At 64.6% G+C, this 22,534-nt stretch carries 23 protein-coding genes; 21 read left to right on the top strand and 2 right to left on the bottom strand.

Translation table 11 applies throughout. The features are described from left to right. Window positions 1-191 precede the first annotated feature (191 nt). Complete coding sequence (gene suhB, locus HU772_RS20460) at window positions 192-1,010, bottom strand: type III secretion system regulator SuhB (RefSeq protein WP_186658773.1); 819 nt, start codon at window positions 1,008-1,010, stop codon at window positions 192-194. Between the two features lie 152 nt (window positions 1,011-1,162). Between suhB and trmJ the strand changes: the two genes are divergently transcribed. From trmJ to HU772_RS20355, 21 genes are all read left to right on the top strand, one after another. Next, the gene (gene trmJ / locus HU772_RS20455) at window positions 1,163-1,933 is read left to right on the top strand and encodes a tRNA (cytosine(32)/uridine(32)-2'-O)-methyltransferase TrmJ (RefSeq protein WP_186658770.1); all 771 of its coding nucleotides are present in this window, start codon (window positions 1,163-1,165) and stop codon (window positions 1,931-1,933) included. Between the two features lie 3 nt (window positions 1,934-1,936). After that, window positions 1,937-2,725, top strand: coding sequence for a serine O-acetyltransferase (gene cysE, locus HU772_RS20450; protein ID WP_186658767.1), 789 nt, complete (start codon window positions 1,937-1,939; stop codon window positions 2,723-2,725). A 168-nt stretch (window positions 2,726-2,893) separates the two neighbouring features. Then, window positions 2,894-3,385, top strand: coding sequence for a Fe-S cluster assembly transcriptional regulator IscR (gene iscR, locus HU772_RS20445; protein WP_008092572.1), 492 nt, complete (start codon window positions 2,894-2,896; stop codon window positions 3,383-3,385). A 42-nt stretch (window positions 3,386-3,427) separates the two neighbouring features. After that, the gene (locus HU772_RS20440; RefSeq protein ID WP_134689989.1) at window positions 3,428-4,642 is read left to right on the top strand and encodes an IscS subfamily cysteine desulfurase; all 1,215 of its coding nucleotides are present in this window, start codon (window positions 3,428-3,430) and stop codon (window positions 4,640-4,642) included. 46 nt (window positions 4,643-4,688) lie between these two features. Further along, the gene (iscU, locus tag HU772_RS20435) at window positions 4,689-5,075 is read left to right on the top strand and encodes a Fe-S cluster assembly scaffold IscU (RefSeq protein WP_007929523.1); all 387 of its coding nucleotides are present in this window, start codon (window positions 4,689-4,691) and stop codon (window positions 5,073-5,075) included. Window positions 5,076-5,103: 28 nt separating this feature from the next. Continuing rightward, entirely contained in the window at window positions 5,104-5,427 is a 324-nt protein-coding gene (iscA, locus tag HU772_RS20430; protein ID WP_023630636.1) for an iron-sulfur cluster assembly protein IscA, read from the top strand. Between the two features lie 8 nt (window positions 5,428-5,435). After that, the gene (gene hscB, locus HU772_RS20425; protein ID WP_186658764.1) at window positions 5,436-5,957 is read left to right on the top strand and encodes a co-chaperone HscB; all 522 of its coding nucleotides are present in this window, start codon (window positions 5,436-5,438) and stop codon (window positions 5,955-5,957) included. Window positions 5,958-6,000: 43 nt separating this feature from the next. Continuing rightward, window positions 6,001-7,863 carry a Fe-S protein assembly chaperone HscA gene (gene hscA / locus HU772_RS20420; RefSeq protein WP_186658761.1) on the top strand — a complete coding sequence of 621 codons (1,863 nt, stop codon included), beginning with the start codon at window positions 6,001-6,003 and terminating at the stop codon, window positions 7,861-7,863. 3 nt (window positions 7,864-7,866) lie between these two features. Continuing rightward, window positions 7,867-8,208 carry an ISC system 2Fe-2S type ferredoxin gene (gene fdx / locus HU772_RS20415; protein WP_134689986.1) on the top strand — a complete coding sequence of 114 codons (342 nt, stop codon included), beginning with the start codon at window positions 7,867-7,869 and terminating at the stop codon, window positions 8,206-8,208. Window positions 8,209-8,218: 10 nt separating this feature from the next. Continuing rightward, window positions 8,219-8,419: a Fe-S cluster assembly protein IscX gene (gene iscX / locus HU772_RS20410; RefSeq protein ID WP_003257859.1), complete on the top strand. Its 201-nt coding sequence runs from the start codon at window positions 8,219-8,221 to the stop codon at window positions 8,417-8,419. A gap of 89 nt (window positions 8,420-8,508) precedes the next feature. Beyond that, window positions 8,509-8,934, top strand: coding sequence for a nucleoside-diphosphate kinase (gene ndk, locus HU772_RS20405; RefSeq protein ID WP_011532343.1), 426 nt, complete (start codon window positions 8,509-8,511; stop codon window positions 8,932-8,934). A 28-nt stretch (window positions 8,935-8,962) separates the two neighbouring features. After that, window positions 8,963-10,105, top strand: a complete 1,143-nt coding sequence (rlmN, locus tag HU772_RS20400) for a dual-specificity RNA methyltransferase RlmN (RefSeq protein WP_186658758.1) — start codon at window positions 8,963-8,965, stop codon at window positions 10,103-10,105. Between the two features lie 13 nt (window positions 10,106-10,118). Continuing rightward, window positions 10,119-10,880 (top strand): type IV pilus biogenesis/stability protein PilW, encoded by a 762-nt coding sequence (gene pilW / locus HU772_RS20395; RefSeq protein WP_186658755.1) that lies wholly within the window; start codon window positions 10,119-10,121, stop codon window positions 10,878-10,880. Next, window positions 10,877-11,902, top strand: coding sequence for a RodZ domain-containing protein (locus tag HU772_RS20390; protein WP_186658752.1), 1,026 nt, complete (start codon window positions 10,877-10,879; stop codon window positions 11,900-11,902). Before pilW ends, HU772_RS20390 begins: the two co-directional genes overlap by 4 nt. 3 nt (window positions 11,903-11,905) lie before the next feature. Next, complete coding sequence (gene ispG, locus HU772_RS20385) at window positions 11,906-13,015, top strand: flavodoxin-dependent (E)-4-hydroxy-3-methylbut-2-enyl-diphosphate synthase (protein WP_134689982.1); 1,110 nt, start codon at window positions 11,906-11,908, stop codon at window positions 13,013-13,015. Between the two features lie 22 nt (window positions 13,016-13,037). Further along, window positions 13,038-14,327 carry a histidine--tRNA ligase gene (gene hisS, locus HU772_RS20380; RefSeq protein ID WP_186658749.1) on the top strand — a complete coding sequence of 430 codons (1,290 nt, stop codon included), beginning with the start codon at window positions 13,038-13,040 and terminating at the stop codon, window positions 14,325-14,327. A gap of 39 nt (window positions 14,328-14,366) precedes the next feature. After that, window positions 14,367-15,008, top strand: a complete 642-nt coding sequence (locus HU772_RS20375; RefSeq protein ID WP_186658746.1) for a tetratricopeptide repeat protein — start codon at window positions 14,367-14,369, stop codon at window positions 15,006-15,008. Continuing rightward, window positions 14,983-16,152 (top strand): outer membrane protein assembly factor BamB, encoded by a 1,170-nt coding sequence (bamB, locus tag HU772_RS20370; protein WP_189664960.1) that lies wholly within the window; start codon window positions 14,983-14,985, stop codon window positions 16,150-16,152. The genes HU772_RS20375 and bamB overlap by 26 nt, the downstream gene beginning before the upstream one ends. Window positions 16,153-16,269: 117 nt before the next feature. Next, a complete protein-coding gene (gene der / locus HU772_RS20365; protein ID WP_134689978.1) occupies window positions 16,270-17,733 on the top strand; it encodes a ribosome biogenesis GTPase Der in 1,464 nt (487 codons plus the stop codon). Between the two features lie 191 nt (window positions 17,734-17,924). Next, on the top strand, window positions 17,925-19,073 hold the full coding sequence (locus tag HU772_RS20360; RefSeq protein ID WP_186658740.1) for a pyridoxal phosphate-dependent aminotransferase: 1,149 nt from the start codon (window positions 17,925-17,927) through the stop codon (window positions 19,071-19,073). Then, on the top strand, window positions 19,061-19,852 hold the full coding sequence (locus HU772_RS20355; RefSeq protein WP_186658737.1) for an amidohydrolase: 792 nt from the start codon (window positions 19,061-19,063) through the stop codon (window positions 19,850-19,852). Before HU772_RS20360 ends, HU772_RS20355 begins: the two co-directional genes overlap by 13 nt. A 114-nt stretch (window positions 19,853-19,966) precedes the next feature. Here HU772_RS20355 and HU772_RS20350 read toward each other — a convergent pair whose 3' ends face one another. Next, on the bottom strand, window positions 19,967-22,522 hold the full coding sequence (locus HU772_RS20350; RefSeq protein ID WP_186658735.1) for a sulfite reductase flavoprotein subunit alpha: 2,556 nt from the start codon (window positions 22,520-22,522) through the stop codon (window positions 19,967-19,969). Window positions 22,523-22,534 lie beyond the last annotated feature (12 nt).

The raw sequence follows: 22,534 nt of genomic DNA, 5'->3' as shown, positions 1-22,534 counted from the left end.
AGGAGCGGCCTTGTGTCGCGAAAGGGGTGCGAAGCGCCCCCAGGATCTTCGCTCTACCTGAAACCCCTGGGGCTGCTTTGCAGCCCTTTCGCGACACAAGGTCGCTCCTACAGGGGATCGCATTCCTGGCTGGATTGCAGGCACAAAAAAAGCACCTCGGGAGGTGCTTTTTTTGTGTTCGCAATCGGCGCTTAGCGCTTCATGTGCTCCGGCAGGTGCGGCTGGATGGCAGTCAGCACGGCCTTGAAGCACTTGATGTTGCCGGCAACGATGTGGCCCTTCTCGAGGTGGTCGTGGCCGCCGTTGAAGTCGCTCACCAGGCCGCCTGCTTCCTGGATCAGCAGCACGCCCGCAGCCATGTCCCACTCCGACAGGCCCGACTCCCAGAAGGCGTCGAATCGGCCGGCGGCGACGTAGGCCAGGTCCAGGCTGGCGGAGCCGGCACGGCGGATGCCGGCGGTCTGGCCGGTCAGGGCGCGGAACATGCCGAGGTAGTTGTCCAGGTCGGCCATCTGGCTGTCGCGGAACGGGAAGCCGGTGCCCAGCAGGGCGCCGTCGAGGCTGGTACGCGAACTGACGCGGATACGGCGGCCATTGACCTGGGCGCCACGGCCACGGCTGGCGGTGAATTCTTCCTGGCGAACCGGATCGACGATCACCGCGTGCTCGAGGCGACCGCGATATTTGCAGGCGATGCTGACCGCAAAGTGAGGAACGCCACGCAGGAAGTTGGTGGTGCCATCGAGCGGGTCGATGATCCACAGGTAGTCCTTGCCTTCTTCACCGGAACCGGCGTGCAGGCCGGTCTCTTCACCCTGGATGGAGTGGTTCGGATAGGCCTTGCGCAGGGCCTCGACGATGACCTTCTCGGCGGCGCGATCGACCTCGGAGACGTAGTCCTTGGCCTGCTTTTCGTCGACTTTGATGCTATCCAGGCGTTCGATGGAGCGGAAAATCAGTTCACTGGCGCTGCGAGCGGCGCGCAGGGCGATATTCAGCATAGGCTGCATGGGCGTTTCACCTGGGATGTTAAAGAGGAAAGCCGCATAGTCTATCAGAAATCCACGACGGCAGAAGGGTCAGATGCGCTTTCGTGGCGTTACGTCCGTCGCTTCTGTAAGATCGTTTGCCCCTTTATCCCTTACTCCGTGAGCTCAACACCTTGTTGCAGAATATTCGTGTTGTTCTGGTCAATACCAGCCACCCCGGCAATATCGGCGGCGCTGCGCGTGCCATGAAAAACATGGGCCTGTCGCGCCTGGTGCTGGTACAGCCGAAAGAGTTTCCGTCTGGCGATGCCACCGCGCGCGCCTCGGGCGCCGACGACATCCTGGCCAATGCCCAGGTGGTCGACAGCCTCGAAGACGCGCTGGTCGGTTGCAGCTTGGTAATGGGCACCAGCGCCCGCGAGCGCAGCATCCCCTGGCCACTGATCGACCCGCGCGAGTGCGGGGCCAAGGCCGTGGAGCACGCCCGTGGCGGCGAGGAGATCGCCCTGGTGTTCGGGCGCGAGCACGCCGGCCTGACCAACGAAGAACTGCAGCGATGTCACTTCCACGTGCACATTCCCTCGAACCCCGACTTCAGCTCGCTGAACCTTGCCGCGGCGGTCCAGGTGCTCTCCTACGAGGTGCGCATGGCCTGGCTGGCGGCAGAAGGCGCGCCGTCGAAAGTCGAGAAGTTCGATGCCAACTCGTTGCGCAGCAACGAGCCGGCAACCATGGACGAAATGGAGCTGTTCTACGAACACCTGGAAAAGACCCTGGTGGACATCGGCTTCCTCGACCCGGAAAAGCCCAAGCACTTGATGCCGCGCCTGCGCCGGCTCTACGGGCGCAGCGCGGTCAATCGTTCGGAAATGAGCATTTTGCGCGGCATCCTCACCGAGACCCAGAAAGTCGCACGGGGCGAGCCGCATAAACGGAAGGACTGAAAGATGTTCGAGCGTCTGCGTGAAGATATCCAGAGCGTTTTCCATCGCGACCCAGCGGCGCGCAACGCCTTCGAGGTGCTGACCTGCTACCCCGGCATGCACGCGATCTGGCTGCACCGCCTCGGTAATGCGCTGTGGAAGCGTGATCTCAAGTGGCTGGCGCGGCTGGTGTCGAACTTCGGTCGCTGGCTGACCGGCATCGAGATCCATCCGGGCGCGACCATTGGCCGGCGCTTCTTCATCGACCACGGCATGGGTATCGTCATCGGCGAGACCGCCGAGATCGGCGACGACGTGACCCTGTATCAGGGCGTGACCCTGGGCGGCACCAGTTGGAACAAAGGCAAGCGCCATCCGACCCTGGAAAACGGCGTGGTGGTCGGTGCCGGCGCCAAGGTGCTGGGGCCGTTCACTGTGGGGGCAGGGGCCAAGATCGGTTCCAACGCCGTGGTCACCAAGGCCGTGCCGGCCGGCGCCACCGCGGTGGGCATTCCCGGGCGGATCATCGTCAAGAGCGAGGATGACGCGGTCGAGGCCAAGCGCAAGGCCATGGCCGAGAAGATCGGCTTCGACGCCTACGGTGTCAGTGGCGACATGCCTGACCCGGTGGCCCGCGCCATCGGCCAGATGCTCGATCACTTGCAGGCCGTCGACGAGCGCCTGGAGGGCATGTGTGGCGCGTTGACCCGGATGGGCAGTGACTACTGCGCCAAGGAGCTGCCGGCGTTGCCCGCCGATGACTTCGCCGAAGCCTGTGCCGAGGCGAAGCAGGGCGACACTCAGTCGCATTGATTACGCCGGCCCGACACAAGGGGCGTGTGCTCGCGCCCCTTGTCTGCTACACTCGCGCCCGCCTCCCGCATGCATACCCGACTAAAGCACTAGGTCTAATAGTTGACTTAAATGCTCGGGAATCGCATACTCGCACACATCCTGTAACTCCCGTGGTACCCATACGCCATGCGACTGACTACCAAAGGCCGATACGCCGTGACTGCCATGCTTGACCTGGCGTTGCACGCGCAGCATGGGCCGGTGTCTCTGGCCGATATTTCCGAGCGCCAGGGCATTTCCCTCTCTTATCTGGAGCAGCTGTTCGCCAAGCTGCGCCGCAGCAGCCTGGTTTCCAGCGTTCGCGGCCCGGGCGGCGGCTACCAGCTGTCGCGAGGCATGGAAACCATCCAGGTGGCCCAGGTCATCGATGCGGTCAACGAATCGGTCGATGCCACCCGTTGCCAGGGCCTGGGGGACTGCCATGCCGGTGATACCTGCCTGACCCACCACCTGTGGTGCGATCTCAGCCAGCAGATCCATGAATTCCTCAGTGGCATCAGCCTGGCCGACCTCGTCATGCGCCGCGAGGTGCAGGAAGTCGCCCAGCGCCAGGACCTGCGTCGCGTCGCAGGCCGTACCGCCCAGCTGGACAAGATTGAGACGTCCGCCGTCGACTGATAGCAGCGATGAGCGACGCCACCGCCTGATAGGAGATACTCAATGAAGTTGCCGATCTACCTCGATTACTCCGCGACCACCCCGGTCGACCCGCGCGTTGCCCAGAAAATGGCCGAGTGCCTGCTGGTCGACGGGAACTTCGGTAACCCGGCCTCGCGTTCCCACGTGTTCGGCTGGAAGGCCGAGGAAGCGGTGGAGAACGGTCGCCGCCAGGTGGCCGAGCTGATCAACGCCGACCCACGCGAGATCGTCTGGACCAGCGGTGCCACCGAGTCCGACAACCTCGCCCTGAAAGGCGTGGCGCACTTCTATCAGACCAAGGGCAAGCACATCATCACCTCCAAGATCGAGCACAAGGCGGTCCTGGATACCGCTCGCCAGCTCGAGCGTGAAGGTTTCGAAGTGACCTATCTGGAACCGGGCGAAGACGGCATCGTCACCCCGGCCATGGTCGAGGCCGTCCTGCGTGACGACACCATCCTGGTCTCGCTGATGCACGTGAACAACGAAGTCGGCTCGATCAACGACATCGCCGCAATCGGTGAACTGACCCGTTCGCGCGGCGTGCTGTTCCATGTCGACGCCGCCCAGTCGGCCGGCAAGGTCGAGATCGATGTGCAGAAGCTCAAGGTCGACCTGATGTCGTTCTCGGCGCACAAGGTCTACGGCCCCAAAGGTATCGGCGCGCTGTACGTCAGCCGCAAGCCGCGGGTGCGCCTGGAAGCCATCATCCACGGCGGTGGCCATGAGCGCGGCATGCGTTCGGGCACCCTGCCGACCCACCAGATCGTCGGCATGGGCGAGGCCTTCGCCATCGCCAAGCAGGAAATGGCCGCCGAGAACGTGCGTATCAAGGCCCTGAGCGACCGCTTCTTCAAGCAGGTCTCGGACCTCGAAGAGCTGTACGTCAACGGCAGCCAGACCCAGCGCGTACCGCACAACCTGAACCTGAGCTTCAACTACGTCGAAGGCGAGTCGCTGCTGATGTCGCTGAAAGACATCGCCGTGTCGTCGGGTTCGGCCTGTACCTCCGCTTCGCTCGAGCCGTCCTACGTCCTGCGCGCCCTGGGCCGCAACGACGAACTGGCGCACAGCTCGATCCGCTTCTCCTTCGGCCGCTTCACCACCGAAGAAGAAGTCGACTACGCCGCGCAGGAAGTCTGCAAGGCGGTCAACAAGCTGCGTGAATTGTCGCCGCTGTGGGACATGTACAAAGACGGCGTCGACATCTCCAAGATCGAGTGGGCCGCCCACTAAGCAGTCGCCGGCAAGAGCGGCTCCCTGATGAGGAAGGAATTGCACCATGGCATACAGTGAAAAGGTCATCGACCACTACGAAAACCCACGCAACGTCGGCAAGATGAATGCCGAGGACCCGGATGTCGGGACCGGCATGGTCGGCGCTCCGGCGTGTGGCGACGTGATGCGTCTGCAGATCAAGGTCAACGAGCAAGGCATCATCGAAGACGCCAAGTTCAAGACCTACGGCTGCGGTTCGGCCATCGCTTCCAGCTCCCTGGCCACCGAGTGGATGAAGGGCAAGACCCTGGACGAAGCCGAGACCATCAAGAACACCCAGCTGGCTGAAGAGCTGGCGTTGCCGCCGGTCAAGATCCACTGCTCGGTACTCGCCGAAGATGCCATCAAGGCCGCTGTTCGCGATTACAAGCAGAAGAAAGGCTTGATCTGAGTCGACTGACGCAAGGTAAGGAGTTCCGATGGCTATCAGCATGACAGAAGCCGCCGCCAACCACATTCGCCGCTCCCTCGACGGGCGCGGCAAGGGTGAGGGCATTCGCCTGGGCGTGCGCACCACCGGCTGCTCGGGCCTGGCCTACGTCCTGGAGTTCGTCGACGAGCTGGCCGCAGAGGACCAGGTGTTCGAGAACCATGGCGTGAAGGTCATCATCGACCCGAAAAGCCTGGTGTACCTCGATGGCACCGAGCTGGACTTCGTCAAGGAAGGGTTGAACGAAGGCTTCAAGTTCAACAACCCCAACGTGCGCGGTGAGTGTGGCTGCGGCGAAAGCTTCAACGTCTGAGGCTGGCTGTGGGTACTCTTTGTCATTTCGCCTTGTTTGACCTGCAGCCGGGTTTCCGCCTGGACCTCGACCAGTTGGCCGCGCGTTATCGCGAGCTGGCCCGCGAGGTCCATCCGGACCGCTTCGCCGATGCTTCCGAGCGCGAGCAACGCGTCGCCCTGGAAAAGTCGGCGGCCCTCAACGACGCCTACCAGACCTTACGCAGCGCCCCGCGCCGGGCTCGCTACCTGTTGGCCATCGGTGGCCACGAAGTGCCCCAGGAAGTCACGGTGCATGACCCGGACTTCCTGCTGCAGCAGATGCAGTGGCGCGAAGAGCTCGAAGAGCTGCAGGACGAAGCCGATCTCGACGGTGTCGCCGTGTTCAAGAAGCGCCTCAAGGCCGCCCAGGACACGCTCAACGAGGATTTCGCCGCCTGCTGGGACGTGGCTGCCGAGCGCGACCAGGCCGAGCGCCTGATGCGCCGCATGCAGTTCCTCGACAAGCTCGCCCAAGAAGTGCGCCAACTCGAAGAGCGCCTCGACGATTAACCCCGGCGTCGCCCGTGATGACGCCTAAGGTACTCAGATAAGCATGGCCCTACTGCAGATCGCCGAACCCGGTCAGAGCCCCCAGCCGCACCAGCGCCGCCTGGCGGTGGGCATCGACCTGGGCACCACCAATTCTCTCGTCGCCGCCGTGCGCAGCGGGCGCAGCGAACCGCTGCCCGATGCCCAGGGCAACGTCATACTGCCGTCCGCCGTGCGCTATCTCGACGGCGCCATCGAAGTCGGCCTGGCTGCGCGCGAGGCCGCGCCCAGCGACCCGCTCAACAGCATTCTCTCGGTCAAGCGCCTGATGGGGCGTGGCCTGGCGGACGTCAAGCAACTGGGCGAGCAGCTGCCGTACCGGTTTGTCGGTGGCGAGTCGCACATGCCGTTCATCGACACTGTCCAGGGGCCGAAGAGCCCGGTGGAGGTGTCGGCCGACATTCTCAAGGTGCTGCGTCAGCGTGCCGAGCAAACCCTCGGTGGCGAGCTGGTCGGTGCGGTGATCACCGTGCCTGCTTATTTCGACGACGCTCAACGCCAGGCCACCAAGGATGCCGCCAAGCTGGCCGGCCTCAATGTCCTGCGGTTGCTCAACGAACCGACCGCGGCGGCCGTAGCCTATGGCCTGGACCAGGATGCCGAAGGCGTGGTGGCGATTTTCGACCTGGGCGGCGGCACCTTCGATATTTCCATCCTGCGCCTGACCGCAGGTGTCTTCGAAGTGCTGGCCACCGGCGGCGACACGGCCCTGGGTGGGGATGACTTCGACCACGCGATCGCTGGCTGGATCATCGAGCAGGCCGGTTTGTCCGCCGACCTCGACCCCGCCACCCAGCGCCTGCTGCTGCAGACCGCTTGCGCCGCCAAGGAAGCCTTGACCGACCGTGACGCGGTCAGCGTCCAGCATGGCGCCTGGCAGGGCGAACTGACCCGTAGCGCTTTCGAAGCCATGATCGAACCCATGATCGCCCGCAGCCTCAAAGCTTGCCGCCGCGCCGTGCGCGACAGCGGCATCGAGCTGGAGGACGTCGGCGCGGTGGTGATGGTCGGTGGTTCGACCCGCGTGCCGCGTGTGCGTGAAGCCGTCGGCACGCTGTTTGGCCGCACCCCGCTGACCTCGATCGACCCGGACCAGGTAGTTGCCATCGGCGCCGCCATCCAGGCCGACACCCTGGCCGGCAATCGCCGCGAGGGTGGCGAGCTGCTGCTGCTCGACGTCATCCCGCTGTCGCTCGGTCTCGAGACCATGGGCGGGCTGATGGAGAAGGTGATCCCGCGCAACACCACGATTCCGGTGGCCCGTGCCCAGGAATTCACCACGTATAAAGATGGCCAGTCGGCCATGATGATCCACGTGCTGCAAGGCGAGCGCGAGCTGATCAGCGATTGCCGTTCGCTGGCGCGCTTCGAGCTGCGCGGCATCCCGGCCATGGTGGCGGGCGCTGCGAAGATCCGCGTGACCTTCCAGGTCGACGCCGATGGCCTGCTCAGCGTCGCGGCCCGCGAACTGGGGTCGGGCGTGGAGTCGAGCATCCAGGTCAAGCCGTCCTACGGCCTGACCGACGGCGAGATCGCGCGCATGCTCAAGGACTCCTTCGAGCACGCAGGCTCCGACAAGCACGCCCGCCAGCTGCGCGAGCACCAGGTCGACGCCGAGCGCCTGCTCGAAGCCGTGCAGGGCGCCCTGGACGCCGATGGCGAGCGCCTGCTCAGCAGTGACGAGCGCGAGGCTATCGCGTTCCAGATGCAAGAATTGCGTGATTTGCTCACCGGCACCGATGGCGCCGCCATCGAACAACAGACCAAGCGCCTGTCGCAGGTGACCGATGCATTTGCCGCCCGTCGCCTTGATTCGACGGTCAAAGCCGCACTGGCCGGGCGCAACCTGAATGAGATCGAGGAGTAACCGATGCCCCAGGTGATTTTCCTGCCGCACGAGAAGTTCTGCCCGGATGGGCTGGTGGTTGAAGTGGAACCGGGCACCAATATCCTGGAGCTGGCCCACGAGCATCACATCGAAATGGAAAGCGCCTGTGGTGGCGTGTGCGCCTGCACTACCTGCCACTGCATCGTGCGTGAGGGCTTCGATTCGCTCGAAGAGGCCGATGAGCTCGAGGAAGACATGCTGGACAAGGCGTGGGGCCTGGAAGCGCAGTCGCGCCTGGCCTGCCAGGTGATCGTCGGCGACGAAGACCTGACCATCGAGATCCCCAAGTACTCGCTCAACCACGCCGCCGAAGCGCCGCACTGAGGTTTGCCCCATGAGCCTGAAATGGATTGATGTACTTGAGATCGCCATCCAGCTTGCGGAAAGCAAGCCTGAGGTCGATCCTCGTTACGTGAATTTCGTCGATCTGCACCGCTGGGTGCTGGCCCTGCCAGAGTTCAGCGACGATCCGTCACGCGGCGGTGAGAAAGTGCTGGAGGCCATCCAGGCGGCCTGGATCGAAGAAGCCGACTGAGCGCACGCTGCAGGTTAGGCAATCCCCTGGAACCCGCGTATAATTCGCGGGTTTAATTTTTCGCAACACTCAATATTCTGGAGTTTTCCATGGCTGTTCAACGTACTTTCTCGATCATCAAGCCTGACGCCGTCGCCAAAAACGTCATCGGCAAGATCACCACTCGCTTCGAAGAAGCCGGCCTGAAAATCGTTGCCTCGAAAATCAAGCAACTGTCCAAAGCCGAAGCCGAAGGCTTCTACGCCGAGCACAGCGCTCGTGGTTTCTTCGGTGACCTGGTTGCCTTCATGACTTCCGGTCCGGTTGTCGTTCAGGTTCTGGAAGGCGAAAACGCCATCGCTCTGAACCGTGAGCTGATGGGCGCCACCAACCCTAAAGAAGCTGCTCCAGGCACCATCCGTGCTGACTTCGCCGAGTCGATCGACGCCAACGCCGTTCACGGTTCGGACTCCGAAGCCGCCGCTGCTCGCGAAATCGCTTACTTCTTCGCTGCTACCGAGGTAACCACTCGCTAAGCGAAAGCTTACGGGTGAGGGTGAATCCATGACGACATCTACTGGCAAGATCAACCTGCTGGGGCTGACCCTGGCGGAAATGGAACAGTTTTTCGACTCAATCGGGGAGAAACGCTTCCGTGCCGGTCAGGTGATGAAATGGATTCACCACTATGGCGTCGATGATTTCGCCGCCATGACCAATGTCGGCAAGGTCTTGCGCGAAAAGCTCGAGGCCGTTGCCGAGATTCGTGGTCCGGAGGTGGTCAGTGAAGACATTTCCGCCGACGGTACCCGCAAGTGGGTGGTCCGCGTTGCCTCCGGCAGCTGCGTCGAGACCGTCTACATCCCCACCGACGATCGCGGCACCCTGTGCGTGTCGTCGCAAGCCGGCTGTGCCCTGGATTGCAGCTTCTGCTCCACCGGCAAGCAAGGCTTCAACAGCAACCTCACCGCCGCCGAAGTGATCGGCCAGGTGTGGCTTGCCAACAAATCCTTCGGGACTGTCCCGGCCAAGATCGACCGCGCGATTACCAACGTGGTCATGATGGGCATGGGCGAACCCCTGCTGAATTTCGACAATGTCATCGCCGCCATGAAGATCATGATGGAAGATCTGGGTTATGGCATTTCCAAGCGCCGCGTCACCCTGTCCACCTCGGGCGTGGTGCCGATGATCGACGAACTGGCCAAGCACATCGATGTGTCGCTGGCCTTGTCGCTGCACGCGCCGAACGACGAACTGCGCAACCAGCTGGTGCCGATCAACAAGAAGTACCCGCTGAAGATGCTGCTGGAATCGTGCATGGGCTACATGTCCACCCTGGGCGGCAAGCGTGTGCTGACCATCGAGTACACCCTGCTCAAGGACGTCAACGACCAGCCCGAGCACGCTGCGCAAATGATCGAACTGCTGCGCGATGTGCCGTGCAAGATCAACCTGATCCCGTTCAACCCGTTCCCGCATTCGGGCTACGAGCGCCCGAGCAACAACGCCATCCGGCGTTTCCAGGACCTGCTGCACCACGGTGGTTTCAACGTCACCACCCGCACCACCCGCGGTGACGACATCGACGCCGCCTGTGGTCAGTTGGTCGGGCAGGTCAACGACCGTACCCGCCGCAGCGAGCGTTACATCGCCGTGCGCCAATTGGCCGCCGACGAGTCGCAAGACAACGCCGCGCGCACCTGACGAGCACTTGCCCATGACCTTGCGCGCCGCGCTGTCGATCCTGACGCTTTCGCTGCTGGCCGGCTGCGTGTCCGGCGGCGCGGGCGATCCCCTGGCCAGCCGCCAGGGGCGCGAGGATGCGGGCAGGGCGTACGTGCAACTGGGGCTGGGGTATTTGCAACAAGGTTTGACCGAGCAGGCCAAGGCGCCGTTGGGCAAGGCCCTGGCCCTCGATGGCCGCGATGCCGATGCACACGCCGCCCTGGCGCTGGTATTCCAGGCCGAAGGCGAGCCGGCATTGGCCGACCAGCACTTCCAGAAGGCCCTGGCCGCCCGCCCGAATGACACACGAATCCGCAACAATTACGGCAGTTTCCTATATGCTCAGGGCCGTTTCGCTGAAGCCCAGGCGAACTTTCGTCAGGCTGGCGCCGATACCCTGTATCCTGAGCGGTCCCGGGTCTACGAGAACCTGGGGCTGACCGCCCTGAAGCTGGGGCAGGCAGGGCAAGCGCGCGACTATCTGGAAAAGGCCCTTCGGCTCAATCAGCGGCAACCGAAGGCTTTGCTCGAAATGGCTGAGTTGTCCTACGAAAACAGGCATTATGTGCCGGCCCGGGACTACTACGATCGATTCAGCCAGCTGAGCGACCAGAACGCCCGTAGCCTGCTGCTGGGCAGTCGCCTGGCCCGCGCCCTCGACGAACAGGGCACCGCGGCCCGGTTGGGCCAGCAATTACAACGACTTTATCCCGGTACGCCGGAATATCAGCAATACCTGTCGGAGCAACGATGAAAGCCGCGCACACCGAAGTAGCAGCAGCGACTGGTCAGAACCCCGGTGACGTCCTGCGCCAGGCCCGCGAGAAGCGGGACTGGAGCCAGGCCGAGGTCGCTCGAAAGCTCAACCTCACGGTAACTTCGCTGAACAACCTGGAAAACGGCGCCTTCGACAAGCTGCCGGGGCATACCTTCGCCCGTGGCTATATCCGCGCCTACGCCAAGCTGATGGACATGGACCAGGCGCCGCTGGTCGAGGCTTTCGACCAGATCACCGGGACCCATGCCAAGGGCAGCGAAGTGCACGCGCTGGGCCGTATCGAAGAGCCGGTGCGCCTGTCCCACAATATTCTGCGGGTGGTCAGCCTGTTGCTGCTGGTGGCCGTGGTCGGCGGTGGCTTCTTCTGGTGGCAGGACCAGAGCAGCCAGCGAGGCAAGGACCTGGCCAAGATTGCCCTGGAGCACGTCGAGGTCGAGAGCGCCGACGGCACCACCCAGATTCACCCGCTGGACGAGCCGGAAGACCAGGCCGTGAGCGAGGGACAGCAAACCGACGAACAGGCCCTGCCACTGCAGCCGGCCGGCAGCGAAACCGCCCCGGCCGAGGCCGCGCCAGCGCCCGCCGCCGCGGCTGGCGGCAGCGCGCCGGTTGCCCCGGTAGCGCCGGTCGTCAGCGCCCCGGCCCCGGCTGTCGCCAGCACACCTGCTGCACCCGTTGTCCCGGTAGCGCCCGTTGCGCCCGTGGTCGCGGCCCCGGCCCCGGCCCCGGCCAGCGAGGCCGCCCCGGCGCCTGCCGGTAGCGCCAATGTACACATCCAGTTCACCGCCGATTGCTGGACCCAGGTCACCGACGGCAACGGCAAGGTGCTGTTCAGCGCCATCAAGCGCAAGGGCGACAGCCTGGAACTGACCGGCAAGCCACCGTTCGCGGTGCGCCTGGGCTTCGCCCGCGGCGCCCAGGTGAGCTACAACGGCCAGGCGGTCGATGTCGCCCCGTTCACCAGTGGCGAAACCGCTCGCCTGAAGTTGGGACAGTAAGTCATGCACGGCGAATCTCCGATCAAACGTCGCGAATCCCGCAAAATCTGGGTCGGCAATGTACCGGTGGGCGGCGATGCGCCCATCGCGGTGCAGAGCATGACCAACACCGACACCAACGACGTGGCCGCCACCGTGGCGCAGATCCAGCGCTTGGTCGATGCCGGCGTGGACATCGTTCGCGTCTCGGTGCCGGACATGGACGCCGCCGAGGCATTCGGCCGTATCAAACAGCTGGTCAGCGTGCCGCTGGTCGCCGACATCCACTTCGACTACAAGATCGCCCTGCGCGTGGCTGAGCTTGGCGTCGATTGCCTGCGCATCAACCCAGGCAACATCGGCCGTGAAGACCGTGTGCGCGCGGTGGTCGATGCCGCCCGCGACCGCGGTATCCCGATCCGTATCGGCGTCAACGCCGGCTCCCTGGAAAAGGACCTGCAGAAGAAGTACGGCGAGCCTACGCCGGCGGCGCTGGTCGAGTCGGCGCTGCGCCATGTCGAGCACCTCGATCGCCTCGACTTCCAGGACTTCAAGGTCAGCGTCAAGGCCTCCGACGTGTTCATGGCCGTCGAAGCCTACCGCCTGCTGGCCAAGCAGATCATCCAGCCGCTGCACCTGGGGATCACCGAAGCCGGTGGCCTGCGCTCGGGGACGGTGAAATCCGCCGTCGGCCTCGGTATGCTGCTGGCCGAAGGCATCGGCGACACCATTCGCATTTCGCTGGCGGCCGACCCGGTCGAGGAAGTGAAGGTCGGCTACGACATCCTCAAGTCGCTGCACCTGCGTTCGCGTGGCATCAACTTCATCGCCTGCCCGAGCTGCTCGCGGCAGAACTTCGATGTGGTCAAGACCATGAACGAGCTGGAAGGGCGCCTGGAAGACCTGCTGGTGCCGCTGGACGTGGCGGTGATCGGTTGCGTGGTCAACGGCCCGGGCGAAGCCAAGGAGTCGCACGTGGGCCTGACCGGCGGCACGCCGAACCTGGTCTACATCGATGGCAAGCCGTCGCAGAAGCTGAACAACGACAACCTGGTCGATGAGCTGGAAAAGCTCATCCGCCAGAAAGCGGCCGAGAAGGCCGAGGCCGACGCGGCGCTGATCGCCCGCGGCTGACACAGATTCGTAAGGACTATTCGTGAGCAAATCGCTGCAAGCCATTCGTGGCATGAACGACATCCTGCCCGACCAGTCGCCGCTGTGGCGCTACTTCGAGGGCACCGTGGCCGGCCTGCTGGACAGCTACGGCTACAGCCAGATCCGCACGCCGATCGTCGAGTTCACCGAGCTGTTCAAGCGCTCCATCGGTGAAGTCACCGACATCGTCGAAAAAGAGATGTACACCTTCGAGGACCGCAACGGCGATTCGCTGACCCTGCGTCCCGAAGGTACCGCCGCCTGCGTGCGTGCCGTGCTCGAGCACGGCATCACCGGCAACGGCCAGGTGCAGAAGCTCTGGTACATCGGCCAGATGTTCCGCCACGAGCGCCCGCAAAAGGGCCGCTACCGCCAGTTCCACCAGATCGGCGTGGAGGTGTTCAACCTCGACGGCCCGGACGTCGACGCCGAGCTGATCATGCTGACCTGGCGCCTGTGGGGCCTGCTCGGCATCCAGGACGCGGTCGAGCTGCAGCTCAACAGCCTGGGCACCAGCGAAGCCCGCGCGCGCTACCGCGACGCGCTGGTCGACTACCTCAGCGCCCGCCTCGAGCAGCTGGACGAAGACAGCCAGCGCCGCCTGAAGAGCAACCCGCTGCGCATCCTCGACAGCAAGGACCAGAACACCCAGGCGGTGCTGGTCGGCGCGCCGAAGCTGGAAGACTACCTGGACGAAGAATCCCGCGTGCACTTCGAGGGCCTCAAGGCTCGCCTCGATGCCGCCGGCATTCCGTTCGTGATCAACACCAAGCTGGTGCGTGGCCTGGACTACTACAGCAAGACCGTGTTCGAGTGGGTCACCGACAAGCTCGGCGCCCAGGGTACCGTCTGCGCCGGTGGCCGCTATGACGGCCTGGTCGAGCAGATGGGCGGCAAGCCGACCCCGGGCGTTGGTTTCGCCATGGGCATCGAGCGCCTGATCCTGCTGCTGGAGACCCTGGGCAAGGTGCCCGAGTCGCTCAGCCGTACCCTCGATGTCTACCTGTGCGCCTTCGGCGAGCCGGCTGAGCTGGCCGGCCTGCGCCTGAGCGAAAGCCTGCGCGATCGCCTGCCGGGCCTGCGCCTGGCGGTCAACGCCGGTGGCGGCAGCTTCAAGAGCCAGTTCAAGAAAGCCGACAAGAGCGGCGCGCTGTTCGCCCTGATCCTGGGCGACGACGAACTGGCCAAGCAAGAGATCGGCCTCAAGCCCCTGCGTGGCCAGGGCGAACAACAGAACATTGCCTGGGCTGCTCTGGCTGAGCACCTGGAAACCGCGATCGCGCAAGCGTAACGCGGTTCAACAAGCGAATAGGCGAAAAGGAGTATTGGGGTGTCGAGTACCGATGATGATGATCTGGCAGGGATCAAGGACTGGTGGAACCGCAACGGCAAGCCGCTGCTGACCGGTGCCTTGCTGGCCGGCGTGGTGGTGATGGGCTGGCAGACCTGGCACAAGTACCAGGCCAACCAGTCGCAAGGTGCCTCGGCGCTGTACCAGGCCCTGCTGGAGACGTCGCTGACCCCGGACGGCAAGCCTGACGCGACCAAGGTCGCGGAACTGTCGGGCAAGCTCAAGAGCGAGTTCGGCGGCACCGCCTATGCCCAGTACGGCAGCCTGTTCGTGGCCAAGGTCGCGGTCGAGAGCGGCAAGCTGGACGACGCGGCCAGCGAGCTCAAGGGCGTGATGGACAAACCGGCCGATGCCACCCTGGGCGAGATCTCGCGCCAGCGCCTGGCCCGCGTGCTCGCGGCCCAGGACAAGGCCGAGGACGCGCTCAAGCTGCTGGCCGGTGACACCGACAAGGCCTTCCAGGCCAGCCGTGAAGAACTCAAGGGCGACCTGCTGGTCCAGCTGGGCCGCGTCGACGATGCGCACAGCGCCTACGAAAAAGCCAAGGCCGCGCTGTCCGACGACGCCGCGATCGGTGGCCTGCAACTGAAGCTGGATGACCTGGCCAAAGGGGACGCTTGAAGTGAAGGGTTGGAAAACAGCAGCAGTGCTCACCCTCGCCGTGCTGGCAGCGGGTTGCAGCAGCAACAGCAAGAAGGAACTGCCCCCGGCCGAGCTGACCAAGTTCACCGAGGAAGTGGTGCTGAAGAAGCAGTGGAGCCGTTCGATCGGTGACGGCCAGGGCGAAACCTACAACACCCTGGTACCGGCCATCGAGAACGACCGCATCTACGCCGCCGACGTCAATGGCAAGGTGTTCGCACTGAACCGCATCAACGGCGACGTGGTGTGGAAGCAGGACCTGGAGCTGCCGGTGTCCGGCGCGGTCGGTGTCGGCTATGGCCTGGTCATGCTCGGTACCCTCAAAGGTGAAGTGGTTGCCCTGGACGCCAGCACCGGTGAGGAACGCTGGCGTTCCCGCGTCACCAGCGAAGTGCTGGCGCCGCCGGCCAACAACGGCGACGTGGTGGTGGTGCAGACCCAGGACGATCGCCTGATCGGCCTGGACGCCGCCACTGGCGATCGTCGCTGGATCTACGAGAACAGCCCGGCGGTACTGACCCTGCGCGGTACTGGCGCCCCTGTGGTGACCAACCGTCTGGCTATCGCTGGCCTGTCCACCGGCAAGGTAGTGGCGGTGGACATCAGCAACGGCGTGCCGGTGTGGGAAGCCCGTGTGGCGATTCCGCAGGGCCGTTCCGAGCTGGACCGCGTGGTGGACATCGACGGCGGCCTGCTGCTGTCCGGTGGCACCCTGTACGTCAGCACCTATCAAGGCCGCGTCGCTGGCCTGGATCTGGACAGTGGTCGAGTGCTTTGGCAGCGCGATGCCAGCAGCTATGTCGGCGTCGCCCAGGGCTTCGGCAACGTCTACGTGAGCCTGGCTTCGGGCACCGTCGAGGGTGTCGATGAGCGTTCCTCCAGCGCGCTGTGGAGCAACGACAGCATGGCTCGCCGTCAGCTGTCGGCGCCGGAAGTGTTCTCCAGCTACGTGGCGGTGGGTGACTTCGAGGGTTACCTGCACCTGCTGAGCCAGGTCGATGGCCGCTTCGTCGGTCGTGAGCGTATCGACAGCGATGGCCTGCGCGCCCGGCCCCTGGTGGTCGGCGACACCATCTATGTCTTCGGCAACAGCGGTAAGCTCGAGGCATTGACCATCCGCTGAAGCTAAGCTTGGGGCTCTGACCGGCCCCGGGCTGCGGCGCACGACGCGCCGCCCGAATACCGGCCGCTGCCTTGCAGCGGCCTTTGCATTTTCAAGAATTCAAGAGTGGAGAGCCGCATGGTTCCCGTAATCGCCCTGGTGGGCCGGCCGAACGTCGGCAAATCCACCATGTTCAACCGCCTGACCAAGACCCGCGACGCGATCGTCGGCGACCTGTCTGGCCTGACCCGTGACCGCCAGTACGGCGACGCCTCCTGGCAGGGTCGTTCCTACATCCTCATCGACACTGGCGGTATCACCGGTGACGAAGTGGGCATGGACGAGAAGATGGCCGAGCAGTCGCTGATGGCCATCGAGGAAGCCGACTACGTGCTGTTCCTGGTCGATGCCCGCGCCGGCATGACCGCCGCCGACCAGATGATCGCCGACCACCTGCGCAAGCGGAACAAGGAAGCGGTGCTGGTCGCCAACAAGATCGACAACATCGACCCTGATATCGCCCGCGCCGAGTTCTCGCCGCTGGGCATGGGCAACGCCATCCCGGTGGCCGGTTCCCAGGGCCGTGGCATCAACGCCCTGATGGAGTCGTTGCTCGGCCACATTCCTCGCGACCCCGAGGAAGAAGCCCTCGACGAGGACGTCGCCGAAGGCGAGGAAGCCACGCGCATTCCTGGCCCAAGCGAAAAGGATGGCATCAAGATCGCCATCATCGGCCGTCCCAACGTCGGCAAGTCGACCCTGGTCAACCGCATGCTCGGCGAAGAGCGCGTGGTGGTGTACGACCAGCCGGGCACCACCCGCGACAGTATCTACATCCCGTTCGAGCGTGATGGCGAGAAGTACACCTTCATCGACACCGCCGGCGTGCGCAAGCGCGGCAAGATCCACGAGGAAGTCGAGAAGTTCTCGGTGGTCAAGACGCTGCAGGCGATCAAGGACGCCAACGTGGTGATCTTCGTCATGGACGCCCGCGAAGGCGTGGTCGACCACGACCTCAACCTGCTGGGCTTCGCCCTGGACGCCGGCCGCGCCGTGGTCATCGCCCTGAACAAGTGGGATGGCATGGAGTCGGGTGAACGCGACTACGTGAAGACCGAGCTGGAGCGCCGGCTGTTCTTCGTCGACTTCGCCGACATCCACTTCATCTCGGCGCTGCACGGCACTGGCGTGGGCCACCTGTACAAGTCGGTGCAGGCCGCGTTCAAGTCGGCGGTCACCCGCTGGCCGACCAGCCGCCTGACACAGATCCTCGAAGACGCCATCAGCGTGCACCAGCCGCCGCTGGTCAACGGGCGTCGGATCAAGCTGCGCTATGCCCACCTCGGTGGCGCCAACCCGCCGCTGATCGTGATCCATGGCAACCAGACCGACAAGATCCCCAACTCGTACTCGCGCTACCTGGAGAACACCTATCGCCGGGTGCTCAAGCTGGTCGGCACGCCGATCCGCATCGAGTACAAGGGCGGTGACAACCCTTACGAGGGTAAGAAGAACACCCTCACCGATCGCCAGGTCAACAAGAAGCGCCGCTTGATGTCGCACCACAAGAAGGCCGAGAAGAAGCGCCGCGACAAGCGCTAGTATTCTTGCTGGCCATTCGCGGGTAAACCCGCTCCCACAGGAACGGCGCTGTCCCTGTGGGAGCGGGTTTACCCGCGAAGTGGTCAGTTGACCCACCGCAATCCCCCTATTGTTTCAACCTTTTTCCTGACTGCTCGATCCGCTATGCTCGGACTCCCCCGTGCCGGACAAACCCCAGGAAAGAGGGCTCCATGATCCGCAGCAAACTGCCGAACGTCGGCACGACCATCTTCACCACCATGTCGCAACTGGCCATGCAGACCGGTGCGCTGAACCTTTCCCAGGGCTTCCCTGACTTCAACGGCCCCCAGGCCTTGCTCGATGCCGTTGGCCGCCACGTGGCCGCCGGGCACAACCAGTATTCGCCCATGACCGGCTTGCCGGCCCTGCGCCAGCAGGTGGCGGCGAAGATCGCCCGGTTGTATGGCGCGCAGGTGGACGCCGATCAGGAAGTCACCATCACCCCCGGCGCCACCGAAGCGATCTTCTGCGCCATCCAGGCGGTGATCCACCCCGGTGACGAGGTGATCGTCTTCGACCCCAGCTACGACAGCTACGAACCCTCGGTGGAGCTGGCCGGCGGGCGCTGCGTGCATGTACCGCTGCGCGACGGCAGCTTCAGTATCGACTGGCAGCGTTTCAGCGATGCGCTGAGCCCGCGTACGCGCATGGTCATCCTCAACTCGCCGCACAACCCCAGCGGCGCGCTGATCAGCCGCGACGACCTGGACCAGCTGGCGAGGCTGATCGCCGACCGCGACATCTACCTGGTCAGCGACGAAGTGTACGAACACCTGATCTACGACGGCGTGCGCCATGCCAGCGTGCTGGCCCACGCGCAGCTCTATGCACGGGCATTCGTCATCAGTTCGTTCGGCAAGACCTACCACGTTACTGGCTGGAAGACCGGCTACGTGGTCGCCCCGCCGGCCTTGACCGCAGAACTGCGCAAGGTGCACCAGTACGTCAACTTCTGCGGTGTCACGCCGTTGCAGTGCGCCCTGGCCGACTTCATGGCCGAACACCCCGAGCACATCGATGAGCTGCCGGGCTTCTACCAGGCCAAGCGCGATTTGTTCTGCGACCTGCTGCAAGGCTCGCGTTTCACCTTCACCCGCACCCCGGGTACCTATTTCCAACTGGTCGACTATTCACAGATCCGCCCCGACCTCAACGATGTCGACATGGCCCTGTGGCTGACCCGCGAGCATGGCGTGGCCAGCATCCCGGTGTCGGTGTTCTACCAGCAACCCATCCCCGAGCAACGCCTGGTACGCCTGTGCTTTGCCAAACGTGAGGAGACGCTGCGACAGGCGGCGGAACGACTATGCGCGATCTGAGCGAACTACCGAACCTGAAAATCGCCCTGGTGCAGACCACCCTGGCCTGGCACGACCGCGAAGCGAACTACGCGCACTTCGAGGAAATGATCGCGCAGGCCGGTGAGGTTGACCTGGTGATCCTGCCGGAGATGTTCACCACTGGCTTCTCGATGGAGTCCGAGCAGCTTGCCGAGCCGGAAAACGGCCCGACCTACAAGTGGCTCAAGGCCCAGGCAAAGAAGGCCAACGCGGTGATCACCGGCAGCGTGATCATCCAGGCCGCCGATGGCAGCCACCGCAACCGCCTGTTGTGGGCTCGCCCGGACGGCGAGGTCCTGCACTACGACAAGCGCCACCTGTTCCGCATGGCCGGCGAACACAAGCACTACACCTCGGGCGAGCGCCAGGTGCAGTTCGAACTCAAGGGATGGCGTATCCGCCCGCTGATCTGCTACGACCTGCGTTTCCCGGTGTGGAGCCGCGATGCCCAGGACACCGACCTGCTGCTGTACACCGCCAACTGGCCGGCGGCGCGGCGCCTGCATTGGAACCGGCTGTTGCCGGCGCGTGGGATCGAGAACCTGTGTTTTGTCGCGGCGGTGAACCGGGTGGGCACCGACGGCAAGGGCTTCGCCTATTCAGGCGACAGCCAGGTGCTGGACTTCCAGGGCGAGAGCTTGTTGAGCGCGGGCGAGGCCGACGGTGTGTTCACCGTGGTGTTGCGCGCGGCGGAACTGGCGGCGTACCGCGCGCGCTTCCCGGCCAACCTGGATGCCGATACCTTCGAATTGCATTGAAGGTCATGAGGCACTTTCGCGGCACAAGGCCGCTCCTACAGGAGATCGCAACCCCATGTAGGAGCGGCCTTGTGCCGCGAAAGGGGCGCAACGCGCCCCCGGGGATGTGACTGTTCAATACACGTCCCGCCGATACCGCCCATCCTCGATCAGCTGCTGCACGACAGCTTCACCGAGGATTCCCCGCAACGCCGCATCCACCCCAGCGGCCATCCCTTGCAGGTTGCCGCAGACATACACGCACGCGCCGCCCTCGATCCAACGCTTGAACTCGGCGGCCTGCTGCAACAGCACATCCTGCACATAGACCTTCTCGGCCTGGTCCCGCGAGAACGCCAGGTCCAGTCGTTGCAGATCGCCGCTTTCCAGCCAGCCGTGCAACTCGTCAGCACACAGCAGGTCGTGGGCGCGGTTGCGCTCGCCGAACAGCAGCCAGTTGCGCTGCTCGCCGGCAGCGATGCGCGCCTTGAGCAGGCTGCGCAGACCAGCCAGGCCGGTGCCATTGCCGATCAGCACCAAGGGCGCCGACTCGGCGGGCAAGTGGAAGCCGCTATTGCGACGCAAGCGTGCGCTGACACTGCCTTCCAATGGTAGGTGCTCGGTCAGCCAGCCGGAGCCCAGGCCCAGGTTGCCATCGGCGTGGCGCTCCTGGCGCACGATCAGCTCCAGCACGCCATCGCTGGCGATGGAGGCAATCGAATATTCACGGGCGGTCAGCGGGATCAGGGCATCGACCAGTGCCTGGGCGTGCAGGCCGACCAGGTGTTCGCGACTGACCGGCAACTGGCGGGTGGCCAGGGCCTGCGCCAGGGTCTCCTGCAGACCTTCGAGCCGCACCGGGCTGCCTGGGTCGAGGCCCAGGCCGGCCAGGAAGGCATCGACACGGGGCTGGCCGTTGCGTGGCAGGATCTCGATCAGGTCACCGGCATCCCACGTGCAGGGTGTTTCGGCTTGCAGGCCCAGCAGGTATACCGGGGCGCCCTGGCTGCCAGGGTTCAGCAAGTCGCGGCGCACCAGGCGCCAGTTGCCGAAGCTTGGCGGTTGCCAGGCGGCGACCGGGCGGGCTCCGGTCAATTGCGCCAGTTCTTGTTGCCACAGTTGCAGCGCGGCGGGGTCGGCGTTGTCCACCTCCACCGGGCTGAAGGCATTGCTGGCGCCGCGCTCGCCGAGCCAGGCCTGGAGCCGCCGGGCGAAGCCGCAGAAGTGCGGATACTGGCGGTCGCCCAGGGCCAGCAGGGCGTAGTTGAGGTGTTCCAGCGTCCAGGGTTGGCCCAGCACCTTGCGTTCAAAGCCGCGAGCGCTGTCCGGCGCTTCGCCGTCGCCGAAGGTGCTGACCACGAACAAGGCGCGCTTGGCCTGGCGCAACTCGGGCTCGCCCAGTTCGGCCAGTGGGCGCACCTGGACCGGCAAGCCTGCGGCCTGCAACTGGCCGGCGCTCTGCCAGGCCAGTTGCTCGGCCAGCCCGCTCTGGCTGGCGAAGCCGATCAACCAGCTGTCACCAGTGCTGGCCGTGCTCCCCACCGCGCCACGGGCGGCACGGACCTGGCGTTTCTTGCGGCGGCGGTCGAGGTACAGCAGCCAGCCGGTGACGAAGAACAACGGCATGGTCAGGCTGGCCACGGTGACGATGATGCGCCCCGGCAGGCCGAAGTAGCTGCCCACGTGCAGGGCGTAGACGCTCTGCAGCAACTGGGCCTTGAACGATTTGTCGGTATAGCGCTCGTGGCGCTTGATCACGCCGGTGGCCGGATCAAGGGTGAGGGTGTTGAAGGCCCGCTCATGCTCGGCGCCTTGCAACAGGTAGAACAGGGTCGCCGGTTGGCCGCCAACCGGCGGCAGGCGCAGGTTATAGCTGGCAAGGTTCGGGCCGGCGGCCTCCTTGAGGTTGGCCCAGATGGCGTCGTAGTCGACCAGCAACGGCGGCGCGTTGTTGTCCGCCTTGGGTGGCCCATGGCGTCCGCCACGGCCTTCACCGCGTTTCTGCGCCCCGGCGGCTGGCTGGTCGGCCAGCAGGCGGTTCAGGCCTTCGCGGTACCACTCGTAGGACCAGAACAGCCCGGTCAAGGCGAACAGCAGGTAGAACAGCAGGCACCAGGTGCCGAATACCGCATGCAGGTCCCAGTTGAAGGCGCGACCTTTCTTGGCCCAGTCCAGGGTCAGCCAGGCGTGCCAGTTCAAGGCCTGGCGTGGCCAGCGCAGGTACAGGCCAGACAGGCAGAAGAAGATCAGCATCAGCGTGCAGGCGCCGGTGATCTGCCGGCCGCTGTCACCCATGGCCAGGAAGCGGTGCAGGTTGAGCATGAGGTTGAAGAATCCCAGCCCGGCGACCTCGCCCTTGAGCTCGCCGGTATAGGGGTCGGCATAGCGCAGCTGGCCGCGGCGCTCGCCGGGCGCGGGCATGAAGAAGATCCGCGCGGCGTTGCCTTCGCGGGTGTCGACCCAGAGCATCGACACCTTGTCACCTTCGGCGGCCTCGACCCGGCGTACCAGCTCGGCCGGTGGCAGCACGCCTTGCTGGCGTACCTCGACCTTGAGCACTTCGGCGTTGAACGCACGCAGCAGCTCTTCCTGGAATGACCAGATCGCCCCGGTGATGCCCATCAGCGCCAGCACCAGGCCGGCGCTGATGCCAAAGAACCAGTGCACTTGGAACAGCGTCTTCTTCACCACATCGATTACCTT

Source organism: Pseudomonas xantholysinigenes (assembly GCF_014268885.2).
GTDB classification, from domain to species: Bacteria; Pseudomonadota; Gammaproteobacteria; order Pseudomonadales; family Pseudomonadaceae; genus Aquipseudomonas; species Aquipseudomonas xantholysinigenes.
Note: the sequence above shows the minus strand (reverse complement) of the source record. Positions and strands in the feature narration are given on the sequence as shown.